This is a genomic window from Metabacillus sp. SLBN-84 (genome assembly GCF_053629595.1).
Window position 1 is genome coordinate 881,271 of sequence record NZ_JBRJIP010000001.1, and the last position, 22,423, is coordinate 903,693.

General features: G+C 44.7%; 27 protein-coding genes. 11 read left to right on the forward strand and 16 right to left on the reverse strand.

Going from position 1 to position 22,423, the window contains the following annotated elements; translation table 11 throughout:
• Positions 1 to 157: 157 nt before the first annotated feature.
• Genes RKD52_RS04280 through RKD52_RS04290 form a run of 3 tightly spaced genes read left to right on the forward strand, consistent with a single transcriptional unit; the run spans position 158 to position 2,213 of the window.
• A complete protein-coding gene (locus RKD52_RS04280; RefSeq protein WP_454098798.1) occupies positions 158 to 1,213 on the forward strand; it encodes a PQQ-dependent sugar dehydrogenase in 1,056 nt (351 codons plus the stop codon).
• Positions 1,214 to 1,226: 13 nt separating this feature from the next.
• Entirely contained in the window at positions 1,227 to 1,619 is a 393-nt protein-coding gene (locus RKD52_RS04285; RefSeq protein ID WP_369734189.1) for a hotdog fold thioesterase, read from the forward strand.
• A 24-nt stretch (positions 1,620 to 1,643) separates the two neighbouring features.
• A complete protein-coding gene (locus RKD52_RS04290; protein ID WP_454098799.1) occupies positions 1,644 to 2,213 on the forward strand; it encodes a GNAT family N-acetyltransferase in 570 nt (189 codons plus the stop codon).
• A 48-nt stretch (positions 2,214 to 2,261) separates the two neighbouring features.
• On the opposite strand, the gene RKD52_RS04295 is transcribed toward RKD52_RS04290, so the two are convergent.
• Genes RKD52_RS04295 through RKD52_RS04330 form a run of 8 tightly spaced genes read right to left on the reverse strand, consistent with a single transcriptional unit; the run spans position 2,262 to position 8,706 of the window.
• Positions 2,262 to 2,921: a DNA alkylation repair protein gene (locus RKD52_RS04295; RefSeq protein WP_454098800.1), complete on the reverse strand. Its 660-nt coding sequence runs from the start codon at positions 2,919 to 2,921 to the stop codon at positions 2,262 to 2,264.
• Between the two features lie 33 nt (positions 2,922 to 2,954).
• On the reverse strand, positions 2,955 to 3,320 hold the full coding sequence (mnhG, locus tag RKD52_RS04300) for a monovalent cation/H(+) antiporter subunit G (protein WP_029284035.1): 366 nt from the start codon (positions 3,318 to 3,320) through the stop codon (positions 2,955 to 2,957).
• Positions 3,298 to 3,588: a Na(+)/H(+) antiporter subunit F1 gene (locus tag RKD52_RS04305; protein WP_369734185.1), complete on the reverse strand. Its 291-nt coding sequence runs from the start codon at positions 3,586 to 3,588 to the stop codon at positions 3,298 to 3,300. The genes mnhG and RKD52_RS04305 overlap by 23 nt, the downstream gene beginning before the upstream one ends.
• Entirely contained in the window at positions 3,588 to 4,064 is a 477-nt protein-coding gene (locus RKD52_RS04310) for a Na+/H+ antiporter subunit E (RefSeq protein WP_454098801.1), read from the reverse strand. The genes RKD52_RS04305 and RKD52_RS04310 overlap by 1 nt, the downstream gene beginning before the upstream one ends.
• 5 nt (positions 4,065 to 4,069) lie before the next feature.
• On the reverse strand, positions 4,070 to 5,551 hold the full coding sequence (locus RKD52_RS04315; RefSeq protein WP_454098802.1) for a Na+/H+ antiporter subunit D: 1,482 nt from the start codon (positions 5,549 to 5,551) through the stop codon (positions 4,070 to 4,072).
• Entirely contained in the window at positions 5,544 to 5,885 is a 342-nt protein-coding gene (locus RKD52_RS04320; RefSeq protein WP_369734182.1) for a Na(+)/H(+) antiporter subunit C, read from the reverse strand. Before RKD52_RS04320 ends, RKD52_RS04315 begins: the two co-directional genes overlap by 8 nt.
• Positions 5,885 to 6,319 carry a Na(+)/H(+) antiporter subunit B gene (locus RKD52_RS04325; protein WP_454098803.1) on the reverse strand — a complete coding sequence of 145 codons (435 nt, stop codon included), beginning with the start codon at positions 6,317 to 6,319 and terminating at the stop codon, positions 5,885 to 5,887. The genes RKD52_RS04320 and RKD52_RS04325 overlap by 1 nt, the downstream gene beginning before the upstream one ends.
• Positions 6,316 to 8,706, reverse strand: a complete 2,391-nt coding sequence (locus RKD52_RS04330) for a Na+/H+ antiporter subunit A (RefSeq protein ID WP_454098804.1) — start codon at positions 8,704 to 8,706, stop codon at positions 6,316 to 6,318. Before RKD52_RS04330 ends, RKD52_RS04325 begins: the two co-directional genes overlap by 4 nt.
• A 216-nt stretch (positions 8,707 to 8,922) precedes the next feature.
• On the opposite strand from RKD52_RS04330, the gene RKD52_RS04335 reads away from it, so the two are divergent.
• The 3 genes from RKD52_RS04335 (at position 8,923) to RKD52_RS04345 (ending at position 10,124) form a co-directional block, all read left to right on the forward strand.
• Positions 8,923 to 9,150, forward strand: a complete 228-nt coding sequence (locus tag RKD52_RS04335) for a hypothetical protein (RefSeq protein WP_454098805.1) — start codon at positions 8,923 to 8,925, stop codon at positions 9,148 to 9,150.
• A 55-nt stretch (positions 9,151 to 9,205) separates the two neighbouring features.
• Complete coding sequence (locus RKD52_RS04340) at positions 9,206 to 9,475, forward strand: hypothetical protein (RefSeq protein ID WP_454098806.1); 270 nt, start codon at positions 9,206 to 9,208, stop codon at positions 9,473 to 9,475.
• Between the two features lie 91 nt (positions 9,476 to 9,566).
• Positions 9,567 to 10,124 (forward strand): DUF5366 family protein, encoded by a 558-nt coding sequence (locus RKD52_RS04345; RefSeq protein ID WP_454098807.1) that lies wholly within the window; start codon positions 9,567 to 9,569, stop codon positions 10,122 to 10,124.
• A 49-nt stretch (positions 10,125 to 10,173) separates the two neighbouring features.
• Here the strand turns inward: RKD52_RS04345 and RKD52_RS04350 are convergent, their stop codons facing one another.
• The 3 genes from RKD52_RS04350 to RKD52_RS04360 form a co-directional block, all read right to left on the reverse strand.
• Entirely contained in the window at positions 10,174 to 10,572 is a 399-nt protein-coding gene (locus RKD52_RS04350; RefSeq protein ID WP_454098808.1) for a thiol-disulfide oxidoreductase DCC family protein, read from the reverse strand.
• Positions 10,573 to 10,630: 58 nt separating this feature from the next.
• Positions 10,631 to 12,457, reverse strand: a complete 1,827-nt coding sequence (locus RKD52_RS04355) for a transglycosylase domain-containing protein (protein WP_454101138.1) — start codon at positions 12,455 to 12,457, stop codon at positions 10,631 to 10,633.
• Between the two features lie 567 nt (positions 12,458 to 13,024).
• Positions 13,025 to 14,203 carry an MFS transporter gene (locus RKD52_RS04360; RefSeq protein ID WP_454098809.1) on the reverse strand — a complete coding sequence of 393 codons (1,179 nt, stop codon included), beginning with the start codon at positions 14,201 to 14,203 and terminating at the stop codon, positions 13,025 to 13,027.
• A 225-nt stretch (positions 14,204 to 14,428) separates the two neighbouring features.
• On the opposite strand from RKD52_RS04360, the gene kapD reads away from it, so the two are divergent.
• The gene (gene kapD, locus RKD52_RS04365; protein ID WP_369734175.1) at positions 14,429 to 15,052 is read left to right on the forward strand and encodes a 3'-5' exonuclease KapD; all 624 of its coding nucleotides are present in this window, start codon (positions 14,429 to 14,431) and stop codon (positions 15,050 to 15,052) included.
• Positions 15,053 to 15,079: 27 nt separating this feature from the next.
• On the opposite strand, the gene RKD52_RS04370 is transcribed toward kapD, so the two are convergent.
• Positions 15,080 to 15,469 carry a kinase-associated lipoprotein B gene (locus tag RKD52_RS04370; protein ID WP_454098810.1) on the reverse strand — a complete coding sequence of 130 codons (390 nt, stop codon included), beginning with the start codon at positions 15,467 to 15,469 and terminating at the stop codon, positions 15,080 to 15,082.
• A 145-nt stretch (positions 15,470 to 15,614) separates the two neighbouring features.
• On the opposite strand from RKD52_RS04370, the gene RKD52_RS04375 reads away from it, so the two are divergent.
• The gene (locus RKD52_RS04375) at positions 15,615 to 15,824 is read left to right on the forward strand and encodes a hypothetical protein (RefSeq protein ID WP_411333737.1); all 210 of its coding nucleotides are present in this window, start codon (positions 15,615 to 15,617) and stop codon (positions 15,822 to 15,824) included.
• 130 nt (positions 15,825 to 15,954) lie between these two features.
• Here the strand turns inward: RKD52_RS04375 and RKD52_RS04380 are convergent, their stop codons facing one another.
• The 3 genes from RKD52_RS04380 to RKD52_RS04390 form a co-directional block, all read right to left on the reverse strand.
• Complete coding sequence (locus tag RKD52_RS04380; protein ID WP_454098811.1) at positions 15,955 to 16,368, reverse strand: hypothetical protein; 414 nt, start codon at positions 16,366 to 16,368, stop codon at positions 15,955 to 15,957.
• Positions 16,365 to 17,663 (reverse strand): ATP-binding protein, encoded by a 1,299-nt coding sequence (locus RKD52_RS04385; protein ID WP_454098812.1) that lies wholly within the window; start codon positions 17,661 to 17,663, stop codon positions 16,365 to 16,367. The genes RKD52_RS04380 and RKD52_RS04385 overlap by 4 nt, the downstream gene beginning before the upstream one ends.
• A 305-nt stretch (positions 17,664 to 17,968) precedes the next feature.
• Complete coding sequence (locus RKD52_RS04390) at positions 17,969 to 19,135, reverse strand: MalY/PatB family protein (protein ID WP_454098813.1); 1,167 nt, start codon at positions 19,133 to 19,135, stop codon at positions 17,969 to 17,971.
• Positions 19,136 to 19,247: 112 nt separating this feature from the next.
• Between RKD52_RS04390 and RKD52_RS04395 the strand changes: the two genes are divergently transcribed.
• Positions 19,248 to 19,502 (forward strand): DUF1871 family protein, encoded by a 255-nt coding sequence (locus tag RKD52_RS04395; RefSeq protein ID WP_369734473.1) that lies wholly within the window; start codon positions 19,248 to 19,250, stop codon positions 19,500 to 19,502.
• Positions 19,503 to 19,539: 37 nt separating this feature from the next.
• Here RKD52_RS04395 and RKD52_RS04400 read toward each other — a convergent pair whose 3' ends face one another.
• Entirely contained in the window at positions 19,540 to 20,367 is an 828-nt protein-coding gene (locus RKD52_RS04400; RefSeq protein ID WP_454098814.1) for an alpha/beta fold hydrolase, read from the reverse strand.
• Between the two features lie 235 nt (positions 20,368 to 20,602).
• On the opposite strand from RKD52_RS04400, the gene RKD52_RS04405 reads away from it, so the two are divergent.
• Complete coding sequence (locus tag RKD52_RS04405; protein ID WP_454098815.1) at positions 20,603 to 21,103, forward strand: Lrp/AsnC family transcriptional regulator; 501 nt, start codon at positions 20,603 to 20,605, stop codon at positions 21,101 to 21,103.
• Positions 21,100 to 22,269, forward strand: a complete 1,170-nt coding sequence (locus RKD52_RS04410; protein WP_454098816.1) for an aminotransferase — start codon at positions 21,100 to 21,102, stop codon at positions 22,267 to 22,269. The genes RKD52_RS04405 and RKD52_RS04410 overlap by 4 nt, the downstream gene beginning before the upstream one ends.
• Positions 22,270 to 22,423 lie beyond the last annotated feature (154 nt).

Genomic DNA, 22,423 nt, shown 5'->3' on the forward strand with positions numbered 1-22,423 from the left:
GGGGATTGCAGCATGGATGTGGCGGCGGTTTTACCGATTCTTGGTTTAATGGCGATTTATTTTTGCTTTGCTTTGGCAGCTCTTCGCAAATAAAACAAGGGTGACGCGTGAATGATTGTTTCTTTTCAGTTAAACTAGAGGTAAATGGAAATCAGAGGTGATCGTTCTGAGAAAATGGTTTGCAGTTGGTGCGCTGATTTTTCTTGCCGGATGTCAGTCAGATCAGGAAAGTCCAGAGTCAGAAGCTGTTGTTCAGCAAGAGGGAACAGAAAGTGTGTTGAAAGAGATGGATGTTCCGTGGTCAATTAATGAACACAGCGGGACTTTTTATTTGAGCGAACGAAAAGGGAAGATTGTCAAATGGGACAGTACAGCCGGCAAAAAAGACGTTCAGGATGTTTCTTTTGAGAAAAAAGTACACCTTGAAGGGGAAGGCGGATTTCTCGGGCTGCAGCTTGCCCCGGACTTCGAACAAAGCAGACAAGCCTATGCGTATCATACATATAAGGATGGCGGAAGCATTAAGAACAGGATTGTTGTCGTTGAGGAGCGAAATGGGGGATGGGAAGAGGTGCGTGTCCTGCTCGAAGACATTCCCGGTGCCCGCTTTCACAATGGAGGCCGGCTGAAGATCGGCCCGGACGACAAGCTGTACGCAACAGCTGGTGATGCTTTAACTCCCGAGCTTGCACAGGACAGAAAATCACTTGCAGGGAAGATTTTAAGACTCGAGCTGGACGGCGCAATACCTGCTGATAATCCGTTCCCGGACTCCTATGTGTACTCATATGGACACAGAAATCCGCAGGGGCTCGCATGGAGCGATGACGGGGAGATGTTCAGCACAGAGCACGGGCAGTCTGCCCACGATGAAATTAACCGCATTATGCCAGGCAGAAACTATGGATGGCCCGTGATTGAAGGGGACGAGCAGCAGGAGGGAATGGAAACACCGTTTTTCCATACCGGAAACGAGACATGGGCACCTTCCGGCATCGCCTATAAAGATGGCCGCTTGTACGTGGCCGCATTATCCGGAAATGCTGTAAAAAGAGTGGATATAAATTCCCGTAAAGCAGCAAATGAAATAGAAGGATTCGGAAGGATGCGTGATGTGCTGGCTGCAGGCAACGATATGTATGCCATAACAAACAACCGCGATGGCAGAGGCAATCCGCGCCCTGGCGACGATCAGCTTCTGGTGAAGAAATAGAGGAGGAATCAGAATGGAATACAATGTTGAAAACACGTTACTTAACTCACTTGGAATCGACATTAAAAGCATTACAAACGACGGAGTTGTGGCAACCATGCCGGTGGATGAACGGACAAGACAGCCATTTGGTATCTTGCATGGCGGGGCTTCTGTTGCGCTTGCAGAAACCGTTGCAAGCATTGGAGCTTATCACTTGATCGATCAGGAAACGGAAATGTGTGTAGGACTTGAGATTAATGCAAACCACATCAGAGGCAAGCAGGACGGCACAGTGACTGCACACGCTATTCCTGTTCACAGAGGGAAAACAACGATGGTGTGGGAAATTAAAATAGTCGATGAAAGAGAAAGCCTGATCTGCATTTCGAGATGTACGATGGCTGTTCTAAAAAAGAAAGCATAAGCGGCAGGCAAAGGGGAAAAAGAGATGAAAACACTGGCGGAGTTTCCGGTTTTGTTCACGGACCGTTTTACATTAAGAAAACTTGAAGAACGGGATGCTGAAGCTGTATTTTCGTATTTTTCCAAGGACGAAGTCACAAGGTATTACGATTTGGAAAGCTTTACAGATCTTGATCAGGCGCTGGAAATCATCAGCCGCTGGGCTGAAAGATACGGTAAAAATGAGGGGTACAGATGGGGTATTGCAGAAACAGCAACCGATAAAATTATAGGAAGCTGCGGCTTTCACAACTGGGACAAAGAACATTATAAAGCTGAAATCGGCTTTGAGCTGCATCCGGCCTGGTGGAGAAAGGGCGTGATGAGCGAAGTGCTCAAGCCTGTCATTGCCTTTGGATTTAACGAAATGAATGTAAACCGCATTGAAGCATTTTATGATCCTGACAATCTCGCATCAAAGTCCTGCCTTGAAAAAGCCGGCTTCATTTTTGAAGGAGTTTTGAGGCAGGCCGCCTATGAAAAAGGAGTATTCTGTGATGCGGCAGTGTGCTCCATGCTGAGGGATGAATATATGAAAAAACAGAGCCTTTTGTAAAAGGGCTCTGTTTTTTTGTGTGTTATGCTGCTGAGTACTCATTTTATATTACTGCACATATTTCAGTCCTTCGCGCCTGCTGAGCGGGGCAAGAGGATGGTTCTCCGCAAAAGCCTTTACGGATTCGGGAGCTGTTTTTGAATATTCTCTGAGCGCCCATCCGATTGCTTTTTGAATGAAAAATTCTTTCGAAGATGCGTTTTGTGCAATCACATGATAGAGCCAGGTTTCGTCTGTATTTGTTTTATATTTCAGCTGATGCAGAATAGCGGTTCTGACCAGCCAGATGTTTTCCGATTCGGCCCATTCATCTAAGTATCTTGCACGTAAGGAAGGCTCTTTCTTTACAAGGGGACCGATGATGTTTGATGCAATCAAATCCACAGTATCCCACCATGGTTCAGTCGTGATTGCCGTTTTAAGCCACAGCATGTCTCTTTCGCATAGGTGCTTTTTATTGCGCTCCAGAATATCCACCGCTGCATACTGGAGTTCTCTCTCTTCAAATGCCCAAAGCTTTAAAATGGCATCTTCAAGAGAGGCTGGGTTTCCGTGTTTTTTAAGAAACTGTTTCGTCAGTTCTTTCCTCTCAGGAGACCTGATTCCAAAAAATTGAAATTGGCCGCGCATATAAGCTGACATTATGAGAGCTTTTTCCGCGTCGGCATGCTCCTGGAAGAGTTTCCGCAGGTCTTCAGCATACTTCATCGTGTATCCCTATAGAAAAAGGATGAGAGTTTCTCATCCTTTAACCCCTTCTTTTTTTCTGTCTGCTTCAAGGTCATCCTGAACGCTTTTTTCCCAAAGCGGCACCTTCGTATTGTAGGCAGCCCGCATAATGAGATGGCCTGCAACAGGTGCTGTCATAAAGACAAAGATAATCCCGAGAATGATCCGGGCATTCATATGGCCTTCAATCAGCCAGAAGTAGAAAAACACGCCAAGCAGAATGCTGATTACTCCAAGTGTGGCGCTTTTGGAAGCGGCATGATTGCGTGTATAGGCATCAGGCAGGCGCACAACACCGTATGCAGCTACCAGGCTTAATAGAGCACCCTGCAGCACAAAATAGCCTGTAATGAACTTAGCGATGACGATTGCGGTCATTTTCGATGATCTCTCCCTTCTCAAGGAACTTGGCAAAAGCCACAGTGCCTATGAAGGTCAAAATGCCGAGCAGCAGAATGACTTCCAGGAAGGCATTTGTACGCAGCATGACAGAGATGATGGCCGTAATGCCGATCAGGTTAATGCCGATTGCATCAAGGGCGATGACCCTGTCAGGCACAGACGGCCCTTTAATCAGCCTGTACAAATACAGGATGGTTGAAACGGCAATGATGAGCAGGGATATTCTGAGCACCATATCAAGCATCAGCGGCTCACCTCCTGTATCGCTTTTTCAAACGTATTCTTAATATCGTTTCTTGCTTCTTCCGCATCTCCAAGATCCATTGCATGGATATAAAGGAAGCGGTTATCATCTGAAATCTCTACAACGAGTGTTCCGGGAGTCAGCGTAATTAAATTTGCAAGAATGGTAATTTCCCAGTCCTTTTTCAGCTCTGTTTCAAGCTTGAAAATGCCGGGACGGGCATTTATTTTCGGTGCCAGCACCACTTTTAAAACAGCAAGGTTGGACATAATCAGCTCACGGTTGAAAATGTAGATCAGCTTTAAAACCGCACCGACGTTCCATAAGTAGAAACGGCGGGAAAAAAAGCGCCGCAGCGCAAAAATCATAAGCAGACCGAAGAAATAGCCGTTGAAAAAGTCCTGTGCTGCATATTGCCCTTTTAAAAACATCCAGAGAAACGCTACGAAAAAATTCAGCAAAATTTGAAAGGCCATATCATCTACTCCTTCAGCACGGCTTGAATATAGATTGACGGATCAAGCAGCGTTTCTGCAGCTTGAGTGATATAAGGTGCAGCAGCTTCTGTACCGAGTCCGAATGCAGCGGACAGAGCGATCAGGATGGCAATTGGATAGAGGAGTCCTTTTGTGGACCCTTTCTCTTCTTCTTTGGAAAGCTTTACTTCACCCCAGAATCCATGAATGAAAATCTTCATGACGGAGTAGAGGACAAGCAGACTCGACAGAAGAACAAATAAAGCGAAGACATATTCTCCGGCCTCAAATCCGCCCTGGACAATTTTCAGCTTTCCGACAAATCCGCTCAGCGGAGGAATGCCTGCCAGGGAAATAGCCCCGATGAAGAACAGCCATCCAAGGAGGGGATGATGTTTCAGCAGTCCGCCCATCTTCCTCAGATCGCTCGTGCCGGTAATAACAATCATGACACCTGCAAGCATAAAGAGTGCGCCTTTGATAATCATGTCGTGAATAAGATAATAGACGGCCCCTTCGATTCCTGGAGAATTGAAGACAGCTACACCGAACAGGATAACGCCGACGGCAACGATAATATTGTAAATGACAATTTTATCTACGTCCCAATAGGCAATGGCTCCTATTACGCCAAACAGAATCGTAAGGATGGAAAGCCAGGCCAGGATTTGGTGTGTATAGCCTGTATCGTGAATAAAGATCAGGGTATAGACTCTTGTAATGGAATATACGCCAACCTTCGTCAAAAGCGCTCCAAACAGAGCGGTAACGGCAGCCGGAGGTGCTTTATAGGACCCAGGCATCCAGAAGTAGAGCGGGAAGATGGCGCCTTTTATTCCGAAAACGACTAAAAATAGAATCGCAATGACTGTCAGCAGCCCTGTCTGCCCGTTCTCTGCAATTTTCTGCCCGAGGTCCGCCATATTAAGCGTTCCTGTCACCGCATAAAGGTAAGCCACTGTAATGACAAACAAAGCAGATGAAACAATGTTAACCAGAATATATTTAATTGATTCTCTAAGCTGCGGCTTTGTTCCTCCGAGCACAATCAGAACATAAGAACTCATCAGCATCACTTCAAAGAAAACGAACAGATTGAAAATGTCGCCAGTCAAAAAGGCGCCTGTAACTCCGGTTAAAAGAAACTGCACCGCCGAGTAAAAATAGAAGCGTTCTCTCTCAGGTCCAATTGAGCGGAATGCAAACAGAATGGAAGTGAGTCCAATAATGCTTGTCGCAAGTACCAGCAGGCTTGCGAACATGTCCGCAACAAAAACAATTCCGTAAGGCGGAGCCCAGCTTCCAATCTCAACTGTGAGGATTCCGTTCGTTCTGACTTCCTGAACAAGCAGAGCGGATATGACTACTGCCAAAACGGAAGCAATTACGCTCAGCCACTTTTGTATGGTGATATATTTGTTGAAAAAGATTAAAAGAATGCCTGCCAATAATGGAACAATCAGAGGCAGCATCACGATATTATTCATTATGATCATTTCCCCTTAACTGATCCATATTATCGCTTCCAAGCTCCTGATAGGCTCTGTACGCCATTGTAAGGAAAAAGGAAGTAACACCAAAACTGATGACAATTGCAGTCAATATCAATGCCTGCGGCAGCGGATCGACATAGGAGGATGCCTCTTCGCCGAGCAAAGGAGCTGCTCCTTTTTTCAGCCCGCCCATGGTCAGGATCAGAAGGTGGGCGCCGTGGCTTAACAGCCCTGTGCCGATAATGATCCGCAGCAGACTTTTTGAAAGCATTAAATACGTTGCAGCCATAAACAATATGCCAGCGACGATCGACATTAAAATTTCCATTATTCCGTCTCTCCAATCGTCTGAATAATGGTCAGAGTCACTCCGATAACAACGAGGTACACTCCAAGGTCAAACAGAACGGCAGTGGCAAGCTCTGTATCGCCGAGCAGCGGGAGGTGAACATGCCCGAACGTATGGGACAAAAACGGCACTCCGAAAAAGAAAGAGCCGACACCTGTCAGAACAGCAATCAGAAGTCCTGCTGCCGCCATGTGAATATAGTTGACCGGCAGTATGCCTAAAACGGTTTTAACATCATACGCAAGCAGAAGGAGAACAATCGCGGAGGACGTCATGAGTCCTCCGACGAAACCTCCTCCCGGCGTATAGTGACCTGCAAAAAAGAGGTAAATCGCAAAGATGACAATGATGAAAAACACGACTTTTGTGATGGTCTGAAGGATCACATCATTTGTTTTTGGCTTTGAATTCATCCTTCTTCCCCCTTTGCCATCCGAAGTTTGACCATTCCATAAATGCCAAGTGCAGCAATACAAAGAACGGTTATTTCAAACAGCGTATCGAATCCGCGGAAATCCACCAGGATAACATTGACCATGTTTTTTCCGCCGGCAAGCTTGTAGCTGTTTTCAATAAAGTAGGTTGAAATCGTTTCTCCTGCTCTGCTGCTGTTTGCAGAAATAGCTACCAGTGTGACAGTAAGGCCTACCCCAAGCGAAATCAGGAAATTAACCAGTCTGAAGCTGAGCTTTTTCTCCTGCTTTTTAAATTTCGGAAGGAAATAGAAGCAAAGCAGGAAGAGAGCAACAGAAACCGTTTCAATGACAAGCTGAGTCAGTGCGAGATCAGGTGCGCGGAACAGCACAAAGAATAACGCCAGACTGTATCCGACAGAACCGAGTGCAATAATCGCTGTAAGTCTTGATTTTGAAAATAGGATGGTCACGGTTCCAAGCACCATGGCAAGCGCAAGAACAACTTCGTAGATTCCGATTTCAGCAGTGCCGTCAAGCGTAAACGCAAATCCGTCTTTAACAGCCATCGTTCCAAGTGTAATCGCAATCAGGAACACAAAGATGTACGCAAGGTAGTCGCGGATAAACCCGGTCATATAAAAGCGGGTGAAACGGTTTGAAAAGCGTTCCATTCCGTTTAAAGACGCGTCATACAATTTGTTGAGTGCAAGCTTCTTCGGGAACAGATCATAGACTTTTCTCCATTTTCCAAGAGTTAAATAGAGAAGGGTTCCAATCACAATCACGCCGATAGTCATGAACAGCTCGGGCGTAGGACCGTGCCAGAAGTAAATATGCACTTTAAACTGTTTTCCCTCCGGAAGAAGCGAAGGCAGAATGGATTCCACTGCCGGCTCAATTAACGTGTAGGAAAGCAGGTTCGGGAAAAAACCGAAGATAACAACGAGTGAAGCTAGAATAATCGGCGGTATCAGCATGCCGATCGGCGCTTCATGCGGTTTTCGCTCAAGTTTTTCAAGCTGAACAGGACCGGTAAACGTCTTAAATACAAGCACCATGCTGTACAGGAATGTAAAGACGCTTGCAACCCAGGCGAGGACAGGGAATAGCAGGCCCCATGTGTCCACATTGAAAAGATCCATCTTCGTCACATGAATCATGCCCGTAAAGAACATTTCTTTGCTCAGGAACCCGTTAAACGGCGGCAGGCCGGCCATCGAGAAGGCACCAATAACCGCAATTGTAAATGTAATCGGCATAAAGCTCATCAAGCCGCCGAGTTTCCGGATGTCGCGGGTGCCTGTTTCATGGTCAACAATACCTGCGACCATGAACAAACTGCCTTTAAACGTGGCATGGTTGATTAAGTGGAAAATGGCCGCAACCGTTGCAATTGTAAAGTAATTATCATCAAGCGAGTCATAATGCAGCGCCGCTGCACCGACTCCAAGCAGAGACATAATTAATCCAAGCTGACTGACCGTTGAAAACGCAAGAATGGCCTTTAAATCTGTCTGCTTGACCGCGTTCAGCGATCCCCAGAAAAGTGTCACGATTCCAAACAGGGAAACAAGCCAGAACCATTCGGGGGTAAGCGCAAAAACAGGGCTGAACCTTGCGACAAGATAAATACCCGCTTTTACCATCGTGGCTGAGTGCAGATAAGCACTGACCGGAGTCGGCGCTTCCATCGCATCAGGCAGCCAGATGTAAAACGGGAATTGTGCCGATTTTGTAAACGCCCCGAGAAGCACAAGAACCAGTGCCAGAATGAAAAGCGGATTCTCCATCATTTGAGGAACAGCATCAATCATTCCGCGAATACTGAATGTGCCGGACATTAAGTAGAGCAGCACAAAGCCTCCAAGCATGGCAAGACCGCCGAATACCGTGATCAGCATCGACTTCAGTGCACCATACCTTGATTTTTCTCTGTGGTACCAATAGCCGATCAAAAGGAAAGAAGAAAGGCTCGTAAATTCCCAGAACGTATAAAGAACGATGACATTATCAGATAGAACCACACCGAGCATGGCCCCCATAAACATCAGCAAATATACGTAAAAATGATTTAATTTTTCTTTTTCTTTAGATAAATAATAAATGGAGTACAGGACAACGAGCGCTCCGATTCCTGTAATCAGCAAAGCAAAAAGCAATCCAAGCCCGTCCACATACGCCGTAAAATTAATTCCAAGAGACGGAATCCATTTCACGGTTGATGTCACTGTCTCACCGATAAAGCTTAGAAAATAGCCAAATAAAACAACAGGCAGAATAAGGACGAACCAGCCTGTATGTATGTTTCTGAAATATTTATAAAGGAAGGGTATCAGAATGGCCAGAAGAAATGGTGAGATGATAGCCGCATGCAATAACGTCATTTTTGAACCTCCTTACAATAAAATTTCACGGTCATAAGACCCTAAATGCAATTATAACGTAAAAATTTCGATCGTGCATTTCTCACACATCTAGTATTAACCAGCTTTTATCGTTCTATTAAATAAGAAGAGAAAGCTAAAATCAGGCAAAAAAAAACGGGATTTTTTTGTATAGCATGGGGAGAGAATGAGAAACCTATTGCTGAGGTGATCCATATGCTGAAAAAGAAGATCATCACGGCATCCGCATTGTTTTCCGTTCTTTTTGCCGCCGCATGGGCTGCAAACGAATCAGCAGAACAGCCTTTTTACAATCCAGGATACCAATCCGAGAGCGATTCTGAATGGTCTGAAAAACAGGAGCCGTTCTATTTATCCAACGAAGAAAAATGGATGCTTGAAAAATTCAAACCAAGAGAATATATCAGAATCGTAAATAAGTAAACGAAACCGTCTGGATCAGGCGGTTTCGTTTGCGTGTGTAGGGCGGATTTGGCTCATGGGTGAATCAATTCATCTGCTCTGGCCAACATTCGTGGTATTGCTGCCCCCTATTTTGGGATACCTGGCAGCAAGCAATCATAGTTTTACAACCAACAATCGTGAGATTACAACCAACTATTACAGTTTTACAGCCAACATTGTTTTTATTACAACCAACTATCGCGAAATTACAACCAACTGTCATGATTCTGCTCCCAACAGCCGAAATATGACTCCAGCCCCGTATTCCGCTGTTGACCTATGTATCAATCAGACACCAAAATGACGCCTCTTCTCTTTTTTCCATTTCCTTCTTGTCACCCGGACCTCATTCGTTCATACTAAATGAGTATTCTGACGGATTAGGAGATTATGGAATGAAAAATACGTATTTCACCAGCTACTTCCCCCTTATCGCTATTCTTCTGTTCAGCACATCGCTTTCAATTTCGACTGTTTCTGAAATTGTAGGACTTCTAAAGAGGCTTGGCGTATACGGCGGGATGCTGGAATTCTTTTCAGAGAGCGGCATCAAGCTAGCTCTTTTCACGGTTTTTGCCCTTATTTATTTTATGGTTTTTTCTGCACTTAAGCTGATTTCTGATACCGTGACAGAGCTTTCACTTCTGTTTTTCTCAAAGGATGCTGAGGGGGAAAGCCTGAAGAAAATCAGGCTCGGTTCTGCCTTTTACCTTGCAGGAGGCGGGGTATCCCTGCTGCTTGTTCAATTTGGAGCAGCGATTATTGCGGTTTTTCTATTGGCAACGATCTGCTACTTCATTTTTGCCGTGTATCAGTTCAGTTTTTTCCTGACATCCTTTTCGCTGATTGGCCTTGTTCTGTTTCACGTACTGTTCTGGTCGGTTTTTTTGTTCGGTATTCTTTATATTTGCATGAAGCTGTATAACAGCCTTTTGGCGAGTCTGCCGATATAAAGCGAAAGCCCCTCAGTTTTGAGGGGCTTTCGTTTGCTTCGGGCAAATTTTACAGAAATCTTTTTCTGACTTCTTTAGACGGCAATGTGCAGGCGTCTTTTTTTCCGAACCATTTGTATCTGTTTTTTGCGATCATCATGTAGACGGCATCTCTTATCGGTTTTGGAACGGCAATCAAAAAATAAAGCGCTCTGTATATTCCGCCGAGCTCTTTGAGAACGCGCAGAGCTGCAGTGGATTTTGTATGAACCTTCTCTTCATCCAGATAGACAAAGCTGTCGTAATCTTCAAGTGGGAGTCCGTGTTTCCTGAGCAGGCTCTGGCCGGCTTCCGATTGGAGGGAAGCAAAGGAGAAGGCTTCTTTCTTGTCGTGTTTTAAGACGAATTGAACGGTTCCGTCACAAAAATTGCAGACACCGTCAAATAAAAGAATTTTGCTGTGTGTCATGTCACTCACCTGCTTTTAGCTGTTTCTTTTTCTATTCCCCAATCATAAAACGAAAAAACTAGCGGTTCTTTGTGATATCTCTCCAAATCAGCTGATGCGGTGCTGCTGTTGAAAGGCTCTCAATGCTTTCTGCTTTGTCTTTTCCAATCCAGACAGCAGCTGTATAGGCATCCGTTAATCCGGCGAACCATAAATCATTGTAATCATTCGTCGTGCCGGTTTTGCCTCCTGTATAGGCAGCTGAATGGTTTGCTTTCGTTCCAGTTCCGCTCTCGGTCACTGAAGTCAAAAGCGCCCGCATTTTCGTGTTCGTTGCGCTTTGCCAAACACGAACCGGCTCGTCCTTCCATTCATATAACAGGTTTCCCTCAAGGTCCGTCACACTTTTAATAGCACGGCTTTTAGAAAAAACACCGTCATTTCCAAAAGCAGAATAGGCCTGTGTGAGTTCAAGAGGGGAGAAGCCGTATGTGAATCCTCCGATTGAAACAGGAAGTCTGTAATCCTCTTTGACAATTCGGCTGAATTTGAAAGGCTCTAAGTATGAAAAGGCCTTTTCAACCCCGACTTCATTCATCATTCTTACGGCCGGTGTATTATAGGAGCGCTTAAAGGCTGTCTCTAGCGTTACCCGGCCGTACGTTTTTTCATCGTAATTCTTTGGACAATACTCCTTGTCGCAAAATGGTTCTGCGCTGATCATGGAATCCGGGCCTGCCCCTGTGGTTTCAAGATACGGCACATAGTCAAGCAGAGGCTTTATGGCCGATCCGGGCTGGCGGTATGCCTGATAGGCGCGGTTAAAGTCGAACTTTTTATAGTCCTTTCCTCCGTACATCGCTTTAATTTCATGAGACCGGTGGTCAATAACCACACTTGCCCCCTGTACAGACGGATCTGTCAGATGATTTTTAAAAGCATCCGAAACCTGTATCTGAAGAGTAGGATCGAGAGCAGTTTGGATGCGCACTCCGCTCTTCAGCACATCCTGCAAGCGGGTTTTAAGCTGCTCGTTCAAACGCTCTTTTTCTGCACTGTCCGCTTTTGAAAGCTTGATGGTGTACCCTTCTTCTTCAGCGATCAGCTGCTTCAGTTCATCATGAACATACGTGATGTAATCCGGATAGCGGTCTTTTCTCATCTGGGTATTTAACCGGATTTTTTCCTCTGCAGCAGCGAGGTATTGTTCGTCCGTTATGTACTTTCCTTCAAGAAGCTCGTTAAGGAGCCGTTCCTGCCGCTTTTTCGTATTTTCAAAATTGGTAATGGGATCATACAGGGCAGGGTTGTTCGGGATGGCACTCATAAAGGCTGTCTGGGCAAGAGTCAATTTCCCGATTGGCTTGCTGAAATAATACTGGCTTGCCATTTCTACGCCGTAAACACCATTGTGAAAATAAACAGCATTCAAATACCCTTCAAGGATATCTTCTTTTGAAAAGGTCCGCTCAAGGTGGTACGAGTATAAGAGTTCACTCAGTTTGCGGTTATATGATTTTTCATGAGTTAAAAAGACATTCCTTGCAAGCTGCTGTGTAATGGTGCTTCCGCCCTGATCGGCTGACTGGTTTTTGGCATTCACAAGGACTGCCCTCGTCATGCCGGCCGGGTCAAATCCGATATGCTCATAAAAACGCTGATCCTCTGAAACAATGAAAATCGTTTTTACTGCTTCAGGTATCTCTTCTAAAGGAACAAATCTTCTGTTTTCCCGTGAGTTGACAATTTCTGAAGCGATGCTTCCATTTTGGTCAAGAATGTAGCTGTTTTGAATCATGGGAATGTCTGTTAAAGGAATCCGTTCATCTAAAACAGTCGAAACGGCTTTTACTTGTTTTACTTCTTCCCCTGAGAGCATAAATAAGAAAATGAGGAGAGGGGACATTGCCAGAAGGCATATCCAGCCTGTAATTGAACGCAATGATGTCACACGCCTTTAAGGTTTATTGGTATGATGAATGGCCCGAATCTTTCTGCCTGTCAGGGCTAAACGGTCGGCTCCGCTTTTCACGTTGTCCAGCTCCGCCTCCCAGCCCTTCCGTCAGAACAAAATCCCCCAAAAAGTCAAACCCAGACTTTTTCGGTGATTTCTTATCTGCCTATCGGAGCTAAACGGCTGATTCCGCTTTTCACGTTGTCCAGCTCCGCCTCCCAGCCCTTCCGTCAGAACAAAATCCCCCAAAAAGTCAAAACCGGACTTTTCGGGTGATTTCTTTTCTGCCTGTCAGGGCTAAACGGTCGGCTCCGCTTTTCACGTTGTCCAGCTCCGCCTCCCAGCCCTTCCGTCAGAACAAAATCCCCCAAAAAGTCAAAACCGGACTTTTCGTGTGATTTCTTTTCTGCCTGTCAGGGCTAAACGGTCGGCTCCGCTTTTCTTTTCATATTACCATTTCCCCTCTTATATTAGAATATTTTTCCTGCGAAAAAGCACGCTGTCATGGACAGCGTGCTGTCAGCTGGCTTCTGCCAGCTGCTTTTGTTCTGTGCGGACACTTTTCCATAAGAGGATCGCTCCGGATAAAAAGAGTCCTGCTGTTACGTAAAAAACGGCTGAAATGCCGAATCCGCCTGCAATGGTTCCTCCTAATACAGGACCGGCGACATTCCCGAGGAATTTGAAGCTTGTGTTGTAGCCGAGCACTTCTCCCTGCATAGAAACGGGCGCGGTCTGCCTGATAAAGGCTGTGATACAGGGAATGATGCCGCCCATCACCAGGCCGAAAAGGAAGCGGAAAATCATCAGCTGCCAAAGTGTGGTTACAAGGGCTTGGGGAATAAAGCAAAAAACAGATGCAATCAGCAGGCCGATCAATACTTTTTCATGTCCGATGCGGTCTCCGAGAGCGCCCCATTTTCGGGAAGCCAGCAAATTGCCTGCTCCTGTTGCGGAAAAAGCCAGGCCTGAGAAAAACGCTAGATTGACAGGGCCGTGAAGTTCGCTTACATAAAGGGCAAGGAGGGGCTGAATGCTGAAGTTTCCAATTTGGATCAGCAGCGTCAGAAACATAATGGTCAAAAGCAGCGGAGATTTGAAAATATGCTGCAGAACCTGTTTGCGCGAGTAGGATTTTCTTCCTTCTTCTTTTGTTCTGAGCGGTTTTTCTTTGATGCCGAAGGCTACAAGCAAAACAGATATGTAAATGACGGCGGATGTAATGAAGAATGTGTAGGTAAAGCCAAATTGATCAGCGAGGAGACCTCCAATCAGCGGTCCGAACAGTCCCCCTGACACGGTTCCCATCTGCAGAGTGCCGAGGGTGCGGCCGGCTTCTTCCTTTTTGGTTTGGGCGGATATGAGGGCAAGAGATGTAGGAATAAACCCGGTCACTGCCCCCATCACCAGACGGAGAACAAACAGCTGATGCACGGATTGAACAAACCCCATCAGAAAGATGCTTGTGGCAATTCCTGCTCCGGTCATGATCAGGATCTTTTTATAACCGTATTTATCGCCGAATCTGCCCCACAGCGGGGAAACAAGGAAGGCCATTAAAAAGGAAATACCAAACACATATCCTGACCATCTGCGAATATAGTCATCTGAAAAATCACCGAATGTACTCAAAAACAAAGACAAAAATGGCATAATCATTGTCGCGCTTGCTGCAACAAAGAAATTAGCCGTCCACATGATGAGAAAATTGCGTTTCTGAATAGAAATAAAAACACCTTCTCTGGTAGAATACCCATATTTATTTCGTGTCCCTTAATATTATAAATCAATCCTTTCGTTTTTTGAAATATTTATGGAGGCATATTCATTATTTTTCGAAAAATGAAGCTATATTTTCGCGTAAGGTGATATAATAGTAATAAAAAGGAAATGATGAATTTTTGGAGAAAGGAGGGGGGAGAAATGGAAGCTCCTCAGCAATTAATTTTCGTTGATTTTGAATTTACTATGCCCGAAGGAAAAGCCAACCCGCGCGGATTTTATCCTGAAATAATCGAAGTAGGAATCGTTTCCGTCATCAATCAAACTGCTCACAGACAATTTTCCTCTTATGTAAGACCCGTACAGTTTCCCTTTTTAACAAACCGCTGCAAATCCTTTTTAAACATATCCCAGTCTCAAGTCAACTCAGGCATTTCGTTTCTTGACCTGATCGCCATTTTAAAAGATTTTGGAAATTATCCCAACACCACAGTCATTACATGGGGAAATATGGACATGAAGGTACTGCGCCAAAACTGCCTTAAGAACAATGTGGAATTCCCGTTTCATGCGAAGTTCAGAGACTTATCCATGGAATACAAAAAGTTTTTTGGTGACAGAAACCAGACAGGTCTGTGGAAGGCTGTTGAAGAATACGGCAAAAAAGGAACAGGAAGACATCATTGTGCACTCGATGATGCTCTTACAACCTGCAATATTTACAACCTGGTAGAAAATGACAAGCGATATTTGCAAAAACCTGCCCCGCCAACCATTGGAGACAGAATTGATTTTTCAAAAGTTATGAACAAGTTTGCAACTTAGAGCCAAATCACTAGCAAGTGATTTGGCTCATTTGATTTTAAAATAATCCGCTTTAAGAAGCTGTATTTTCTCAAGAGACTTGACTGCCCAGGGACGAGCATCCTCTTTTAGTTCGTTTTCGATCGCAGCCACTGCGGAAACAAGGGAATCTTTGTATGCAGGTACGGGCTCGTCATATTTGCGCACCATGTTTTTCGGGATATTGGTTTGTTCGTTTTCTGCAAGAGCTCTGCGTTCATGAAAAAGAGGAACGTCCGCTTCTTTTGGCATGTGCAGGTCGCCTTGAGCGGGGTGCCGAAGAACGGCTTTTACTTTCACTAAGTAATGTTCAGGACGCACGTTTGTAATCACGCCGATATATTTGCCGGTTTTATAGATGCCTGTCACGATCTCTCCGGTACTAAGTTCTTCTTTCAAGTTTATGCCTCCCATAAAAAATGGTGCAAATCCCCATTTTTTCTTTTTTAACGTTCTTACGTCCATTATAGCAAAGTCCTTGAGAAAAATTTTTATCAAAAGTAGAGGAAGCCATGAATTCTTGCTATAGTAAAGGGGACAAGGAGTGATTAAATTGTTAAACGCTTTCATTATGGGGCTTTTTTTATATTTTCCGGAAGACAAGTCTGAGTACCTTCCTGCCGGCATCACAATGTTCATCTTCTTCCTTTTGGCCATTGCAGCCTTTATGCTGATTAAAAAGGTATCCAGAAAAGAGGAATTGAAAGCAGAAGAGTTTGAAAGAAGCCTAAAAGCAGCTGATAAGAACAAGTAATTTCAGAATCCAATTCCGCTGCTTCGGGATTGGTTTTTTTATTAGCAGGCTTTGGCATTGCGGGTTACAATGTGAGACTCCGGCATTTCCTGAAAATGAAAAACGGCCGAGCTGGCCGTTTTTGGTCGTACTAATTTACTTCTTCAATCTCATTGCAGTCAGCCTTCACTTTTGACAGGGGCAGTCCAAAAAATGTATAGAACTGAATGGTTGTTTCATAGCACTTTTGCCCGCTGTCTTTAACAGGCTTAATGCTCAAAACTTCTTCATTCAGCGTCAGCGCCCTCTGAAAAGAGTTGAAATGGATGGTCAAAACCGTATCAATTGCAAGGGAAGCTTCCTGCTGCATGGTTTCGTTTGGAATGGCGCTTGCACCATTGCCCATTTGTTTTGGGATGGAAAAAGCTGCAGTCAACAGGCACAGGGTCAGCAGAAAAATCAGCATAAATCGGTTTTTCAGGAGTACCCCCTCCTTACGTTCATTTGGTCCATGTCCTATAAACAGTTTATTAACAAAATAAGAGAAACATTCGATTTTATTCATTTGAGAGCTTCGATAGGGAGAGAGACGGTCACAGCTGTTCCTCCGCCTAATGTGCTCTGATAGCGGATCGTCCCGCCATGATGCTGAATGATTGAAAACGTCACCGTAAGTCCGAGACCTGTTCCTTTCTCTTTTAAAGTAAAATAGGGTTCACCAAGCCTCTGAAGCTGGTCTGCACTCATTCCGCAGCCATTATCCGTCAGTTTGATTCTCACAAATTCATGGGACGAATAAGCCCTGATTTCCACTTGTCCCTCTAAATCAGGAACGGCTTCAATTGCATTTTTAAGCAGATTAATAAATACCTGTTTCAGTCTTGAGCGGTCCCCCACAATCATCAGCCCGTCCTGAATGCTCGTTTCAATCGCAACTGTTTTATAATTGGCATAGGAGCGCATCAGCTGATCCACTTCATAAAGCAAAGAAGTCAGGGACACATTCTCTTTTTCGATATAGTGCTGTTTTGCAAGACTCAAATAATCGGTAATAATATCCTGAGCCCGGTCAAGCTCTGATAATACTAATTCGTGATAATCCTTGTTTTTTTGTTCATTGTCGCGTATTTCCTGCCCCATCAGCTGGATGAATCCCCTTACAACCGTCAGCGGATTTCTGACTTCGTGGGCAACACTCGCAGCAAGCTCGCTCAGTATGGACAGCTTTTCATTTCGGATAATCTGATATCTCATGATGGCATTTTCACGAATGTATTCGGTGGCATAGTAGGTTAAAAACAAAGCGAAGTTCAAAAAAATCCAGCCGATAATTAAATACTTCCGGCCCTCCCCTGAAAAAACATCAGGGACCCATCCAAAGGAATGAAAAAGATACAGGGAAGCATAGGTAATAGCTGTTTTGGCATTGCCGATTAAAAGAATAACCATCATTTTTCTTCGTTTATTAAAGGAAAACCAGGATCGCTGAAAGTAGAAGGATAAAAGGGTGTAAAAAGGAATGGTCACGAGACTGAGAAGAAGCCAGTGTCCTCCGGCATAAAACCGGTAGGCAAGAACGGAGGCAATGACCGCAGCACCTGAAAAGGGTCCTCCATAAAGGATGCTTACTATAACAGGTATGGCGTGCAGGTCAAAGCTTACACTTTCAATTGTGTAAAGCGGATAAGTCAGGCAAAGCAGGGCAGAAGGGATGCACAGAAGGGAAATAAGAATTTTGTTCCTGCTTGGAGGGGACTTGAACGGCCTGCTGAGCCAAACGGTCTGATAGAGAAAAACAGGAAACAAAAGAAAGGTTATATGAAGTATCAGTTCTTTTACAGACTCTATAGGAATAATCAACGGATTCTCACCTTTGCTATATTCTGAGTCCATTATACCATCAGAACATTCAAAAAACTCCTGTAATGACAAATTTTGTTTGCGTGCAAGAACATAAGCGCAAGCGCCAAGGCCCGCTCCGATAGGCAGATAAGAATCAGGCTGAAGAGTCCGGTTCCCGCCTTTTTTGACGGATTTGTTCTGACAGAGAGTTTAGGCGCTTACGCTTGCCGAGGATAACTTTGTTATGTTATCCACAGCCTTTTACTTTTAAAATTTTCTAAACAATAAAAAAATCCGCAGCTGTGAACCGCGGATTTTTCAGATTATGAGAACGCCTTTCTTAAACGTTCCAGTCCCTCAAGGACTAGTGTGCGGGGACATCCGATATTCATGCGGACAAAACCCTCTCCGCCGGGGCCGTATTTGGTCCCATCCTCAAGCGCAAGCTTTCCTTTTTGAAGCAGCAATTCCTTTATTTCAGCATCTGTTTTCTGCAGTTGCGTACAGTCAATCCAGATTAAGTAAGTCGAGTCAGGCCGGATCGCGTTAAGCTTGGGCAAATGCTCTTGAATATATGAAATCACTGTGTTCACGTTCTCTTCAAGGTAGCTGTTTAACTCATCCAGCCAATTTTCACCATGTGTGTAGGCTGCAGTTAAGCCGGCTATGCCAAAGGTATTAAGGGTAAAGAACCCCTGCCGCTTTTGATATTCCTCATATTTTGTCCGGATTTCTTTATTCGGAATGATAATGGCTGAAGACTGCAGCCCTGCAAGATTGAATGTCTTGCTTGGTGCCATGCATATTATAGAGTTTCGGGCATGCTCTTTGGAAAGGGAAGCAAAAGGGACATGCTTATGGCCGAACAGCATCAAGTCTGAATGGATTTCGTCCGAAACAACAATGACATGATGCTTTGCGCATATTTCTCCGATTCTCTCGAGTTCTTCTTTTGTCCACACTCTGCCGCCCGGGTTCTGCGGGTTGCAAAGCAGCATGAGCTTCACTTTTTGATGTGCTGCTTTCTTTTCAAGATCTTCAAAATCAATTTGATAGGTGCCATTTTCAAGTTTCAATTGATTGTTCACAAGTGTGCGTCCGTTTTTCTCTGTCATGTCGAAAAAAGGGTGGTAAACAGGAGACTGAATCAGCACTGCGTCTCCAGGGTCTGTTAGGGACTGAATGGCCATACTCAGCGCAGTAACTACTCCTGAGCTAAAAATGATGGATTCCTGGGTTACATCCCAGCCGTGCCGCGCTTTCATCCATGACTGAACGGCTTTCTTCGCTTCTGGACCTGCTGAAGTATAGCCGAAAATACCGTGCGATGCTCGTTCCTGCAGGGCGGAAATTACTTCATCAGGTGCACGGAAATCCATATCTGCCACCCACATGGGGAGGACATCTTTCACGCCGAAAATCTCCTCGGAATAATCCCATTTTACTGAGTGAGTCCTGTATCTGTTGATTTCCTGATCAAACATGCTCATGATTATCACTCTCCAGTTTGATTTCTCCGGATGTTGCTCCTTTAAAACCTTATGATAAAATATGTATGGAACGTTATGCAAAAGAAAAAGGTTTGGGTGATGCGCAGTGGAAATGAGAGAAGCGAATGAGCAGATGCTCGGGCTGTTATATAAATGGGATCCGCTGAAGTACGGCGCGGAAGCATATGAAACGGAAGTATTTGATGTCCTTCAGGCGGTGCACGTCTCTGAAACACCGGCACAGCTTTCCCGAAAAATACAGGCTGTTTATGAGTTCTCTTTTGAGGAGATTATTCCTTTAAAAGAGTGTGAAAAAATGGCTGTACAGCTTTTGCTGATCAAAAACAATGCAGCTTGTGAACGATGATGCGCCGTTCTAAGCTGCATTTTTTCTGTTCCTTCACTTACACGCAAAATTCAAAAATGCGTTCAGATACAAAATCAGGGCGTTCTTCAGGAACTAAATGACCCGTGTTCTTTAATGAGAAAAAATGAGAATTTGGAAGATCCCTGTTCATTCTCTCTCCGATATGGACGGGTACAACCCGGTCTTCCTGTCCCCAAATAAGAAGGCTTGGTGTTTCGATTTTCCGCAGATCTTCTGCAGGCAAATCACCTTCTCTGTCCCTGATCATCCGCGAGAGCGCCATGAAGATACGGTCGTCGTAAAATGGCTGAATATAGCCATCCATCATCTCCTGATCAATCATCGAGCGGTCATGTACGACGTTGCATAAGTTTTTCCAGACTCCCTGTCTGCTCATGATGTGCTTGATGCAGAGGTAAAAGTAAGGAAAATAAGAGCCGAATATGAGCGAAGGATGCGACCTTTTCATATAGCCTGAGCTGCATAGAAGCACCACTTTTTTAACCATCTCAGGCATTTCTTTTGATGCGTACAGGGAAATTTGCCCTCCCATGGAATGCCCTACAAGGATTGCTTGTTCCACTTGCAGGTTTTTCAAAAGCTCAATCACAACTTTAGCCATGTTCCGGTATGAGTAAACGAACGCGATCGATTTTTCCGACCGGCCGAACGGCGGAAGATCAACAGCAATGAGATGATACTCATGGCGGAGAAATGGAATCAGCCGGCGGTAGCTGAATGTGGAAGAAAGAAAGCCGTGTATTAAAACCATCACAGGTTTGCCGGGATTTTCATACACCTCATAGTGGACCCCTATCCCCTGAACATGCATCTTAAACTCCTGCTTGTTATCCAATATCACCATAATCATTCACTCCAGCATTTATTCTTAATTCCTTGAAAAAGACATGATTTGCAAAAGCTGACGGCGATGGAGTGCCGGCAGCGAAAGTTTTTACTATTTTAACCTGCCGTCCGAAAATAACTCTTGTAAAATCTACCCGGTTTTTCCCGAAAAAAAACGGAACAATGCGTGTTTGTTTTCAGATGTTCATGCTATAATTATCAGAACATTCTTAATGAAAAGGGAGGAAAAGAACATGAAGCTTACCCAAAAAGAAACAGAAATTCTTGAGCTCCTTGAAGAAAACAGCAGGCTCACTCCGCAGGACATCTCAAAAATGGTTCAGCTAAGCGTTGAAGAAACCATCCTCACAATTAAACGCCTGGAAGAGCAGAAGGTCATTATCGACTACTCGACAACTGTCAACTGGCGGAAAGTGGATGGGCATGAGGGAGTCACGGCGATGATTGACGTAAAAGTCGCGCCAAAAAGAGGGACAGGATTTGATGCGATTGCTGAAAGAATCTACAGGTTCAATGAGGTGAAATCGGTTTATCTCATGTCAGGGGCATATGATCTGTCCGTTGTTATAGAAGGAAGATCGATGTCAGAGGTTGCACACTTTGTTTCAGACAAGCTGTCAACTCTTGACTCCGTCCTTTCAACAACGACACACTTCATCTTAAAAAAATATAAACATGACGGGAAGATTTACGAACAGGACGATGAAGACAAACGGATTGTGGTGTCTCCATGACACAATCCAAGTATTTATCACATACGGTTTCAGCCCTGAAGCCTTCCGGCATCCGCAAGTTCTTTGATCTTGCGGCAAGCATGGAAGGTGTTATTTCGCTTGGAGTCGGGGAACCGGATTTTGTTACATCCTGGAATGTAAGAGAAGCATGCATCCTGTCGCTTGAACAGGGGTTTACATCATACACCGCCAATGCCGGTCTTTTGGAATTGCGCCAGGAAATTTCCCGATATCTTCACGAGAAATTTGATGTATCTTACCGTCATGAAGATGAAATCATTGTGACGGTGGGGGCGAGCCAGGCGCTGGATATCGCATTAAGAGCCATTGTGAATCCGCTTGATGAGGTGCTCATTCCTGAACCTTGCTTTGTTTCCTATGCACCGCTTGTATCGCTCGCGGGAGGAGTGCCGGTGCCTTTGCATACGCGGGCAGATGATCAGTTTAAACTTCGGCCTGAGTTAATTGAAGAAGCATTGACGGAGCGGACAAAAGCACTTCTGTTATGCTCGCCTAGCAATCCGACAGGAGCGGTCTTATCAAAGCATGAACTTGAGTTGATCGCCGAGCAGGCTGAATTGCACGACCTGTTGGTGCTGGCTGATGAGATTTATGCGGAACTTACATATGATGAAGCTTATACGAGCTTTCCAAGCTTGAGCGGAATGCGCGAACGCACCCTTTTGATTTCCGGCTTTTCAAAAGGGTTTGCCATGACAGGTTGGAGACTCGGCTTTATCGCTGCGCCCGCTGAGCTTTCAGGAGCCATGCTGAAAATCCATCAGTACGCTATGATGTGCGCACCGACGATGGCTCAATATGGGGCCATTGAAGCTTTGAAAAACGGCATGCAGGATGTTGAGCAAATGAAAAAAAGCTATCGCCGCAGACGAAACTTTTTTGTAGAAACACTGAATGAAATCGGTTTGTCCTGCCATCTGCCCGGGGGCGCATTTTACGCCTTCCCCTCAATAAAAGAAACAGGACTCAGTTCAGAAGAGTTTGCTGAAAAGCTGCTGATTGAACAAAAAGTGGCTGTGGTTCCGGGGAATGTATTCGGTGAAAGTGGTGAAGGATTTGTACGCTGTTCGTATGCCTCATCTCTTGAGCAGCTTCAGGAAGCGCTTAGAAGAATGGCTGTATTTATGGAAAACTTCAGAAAATAAAAAATGGACAAAACCTCAGAAGGTCTTGTCCTAAAAACAAAAGGGGGGAATACTAGAAAGCTTATACGCTGATAGTATTCCCCCCTTAAATTTGAGTTAAACCTGTTTTTTTGAAAAAATTTGTATTTTGCGTCCATCAGTGTGAAACAAACTG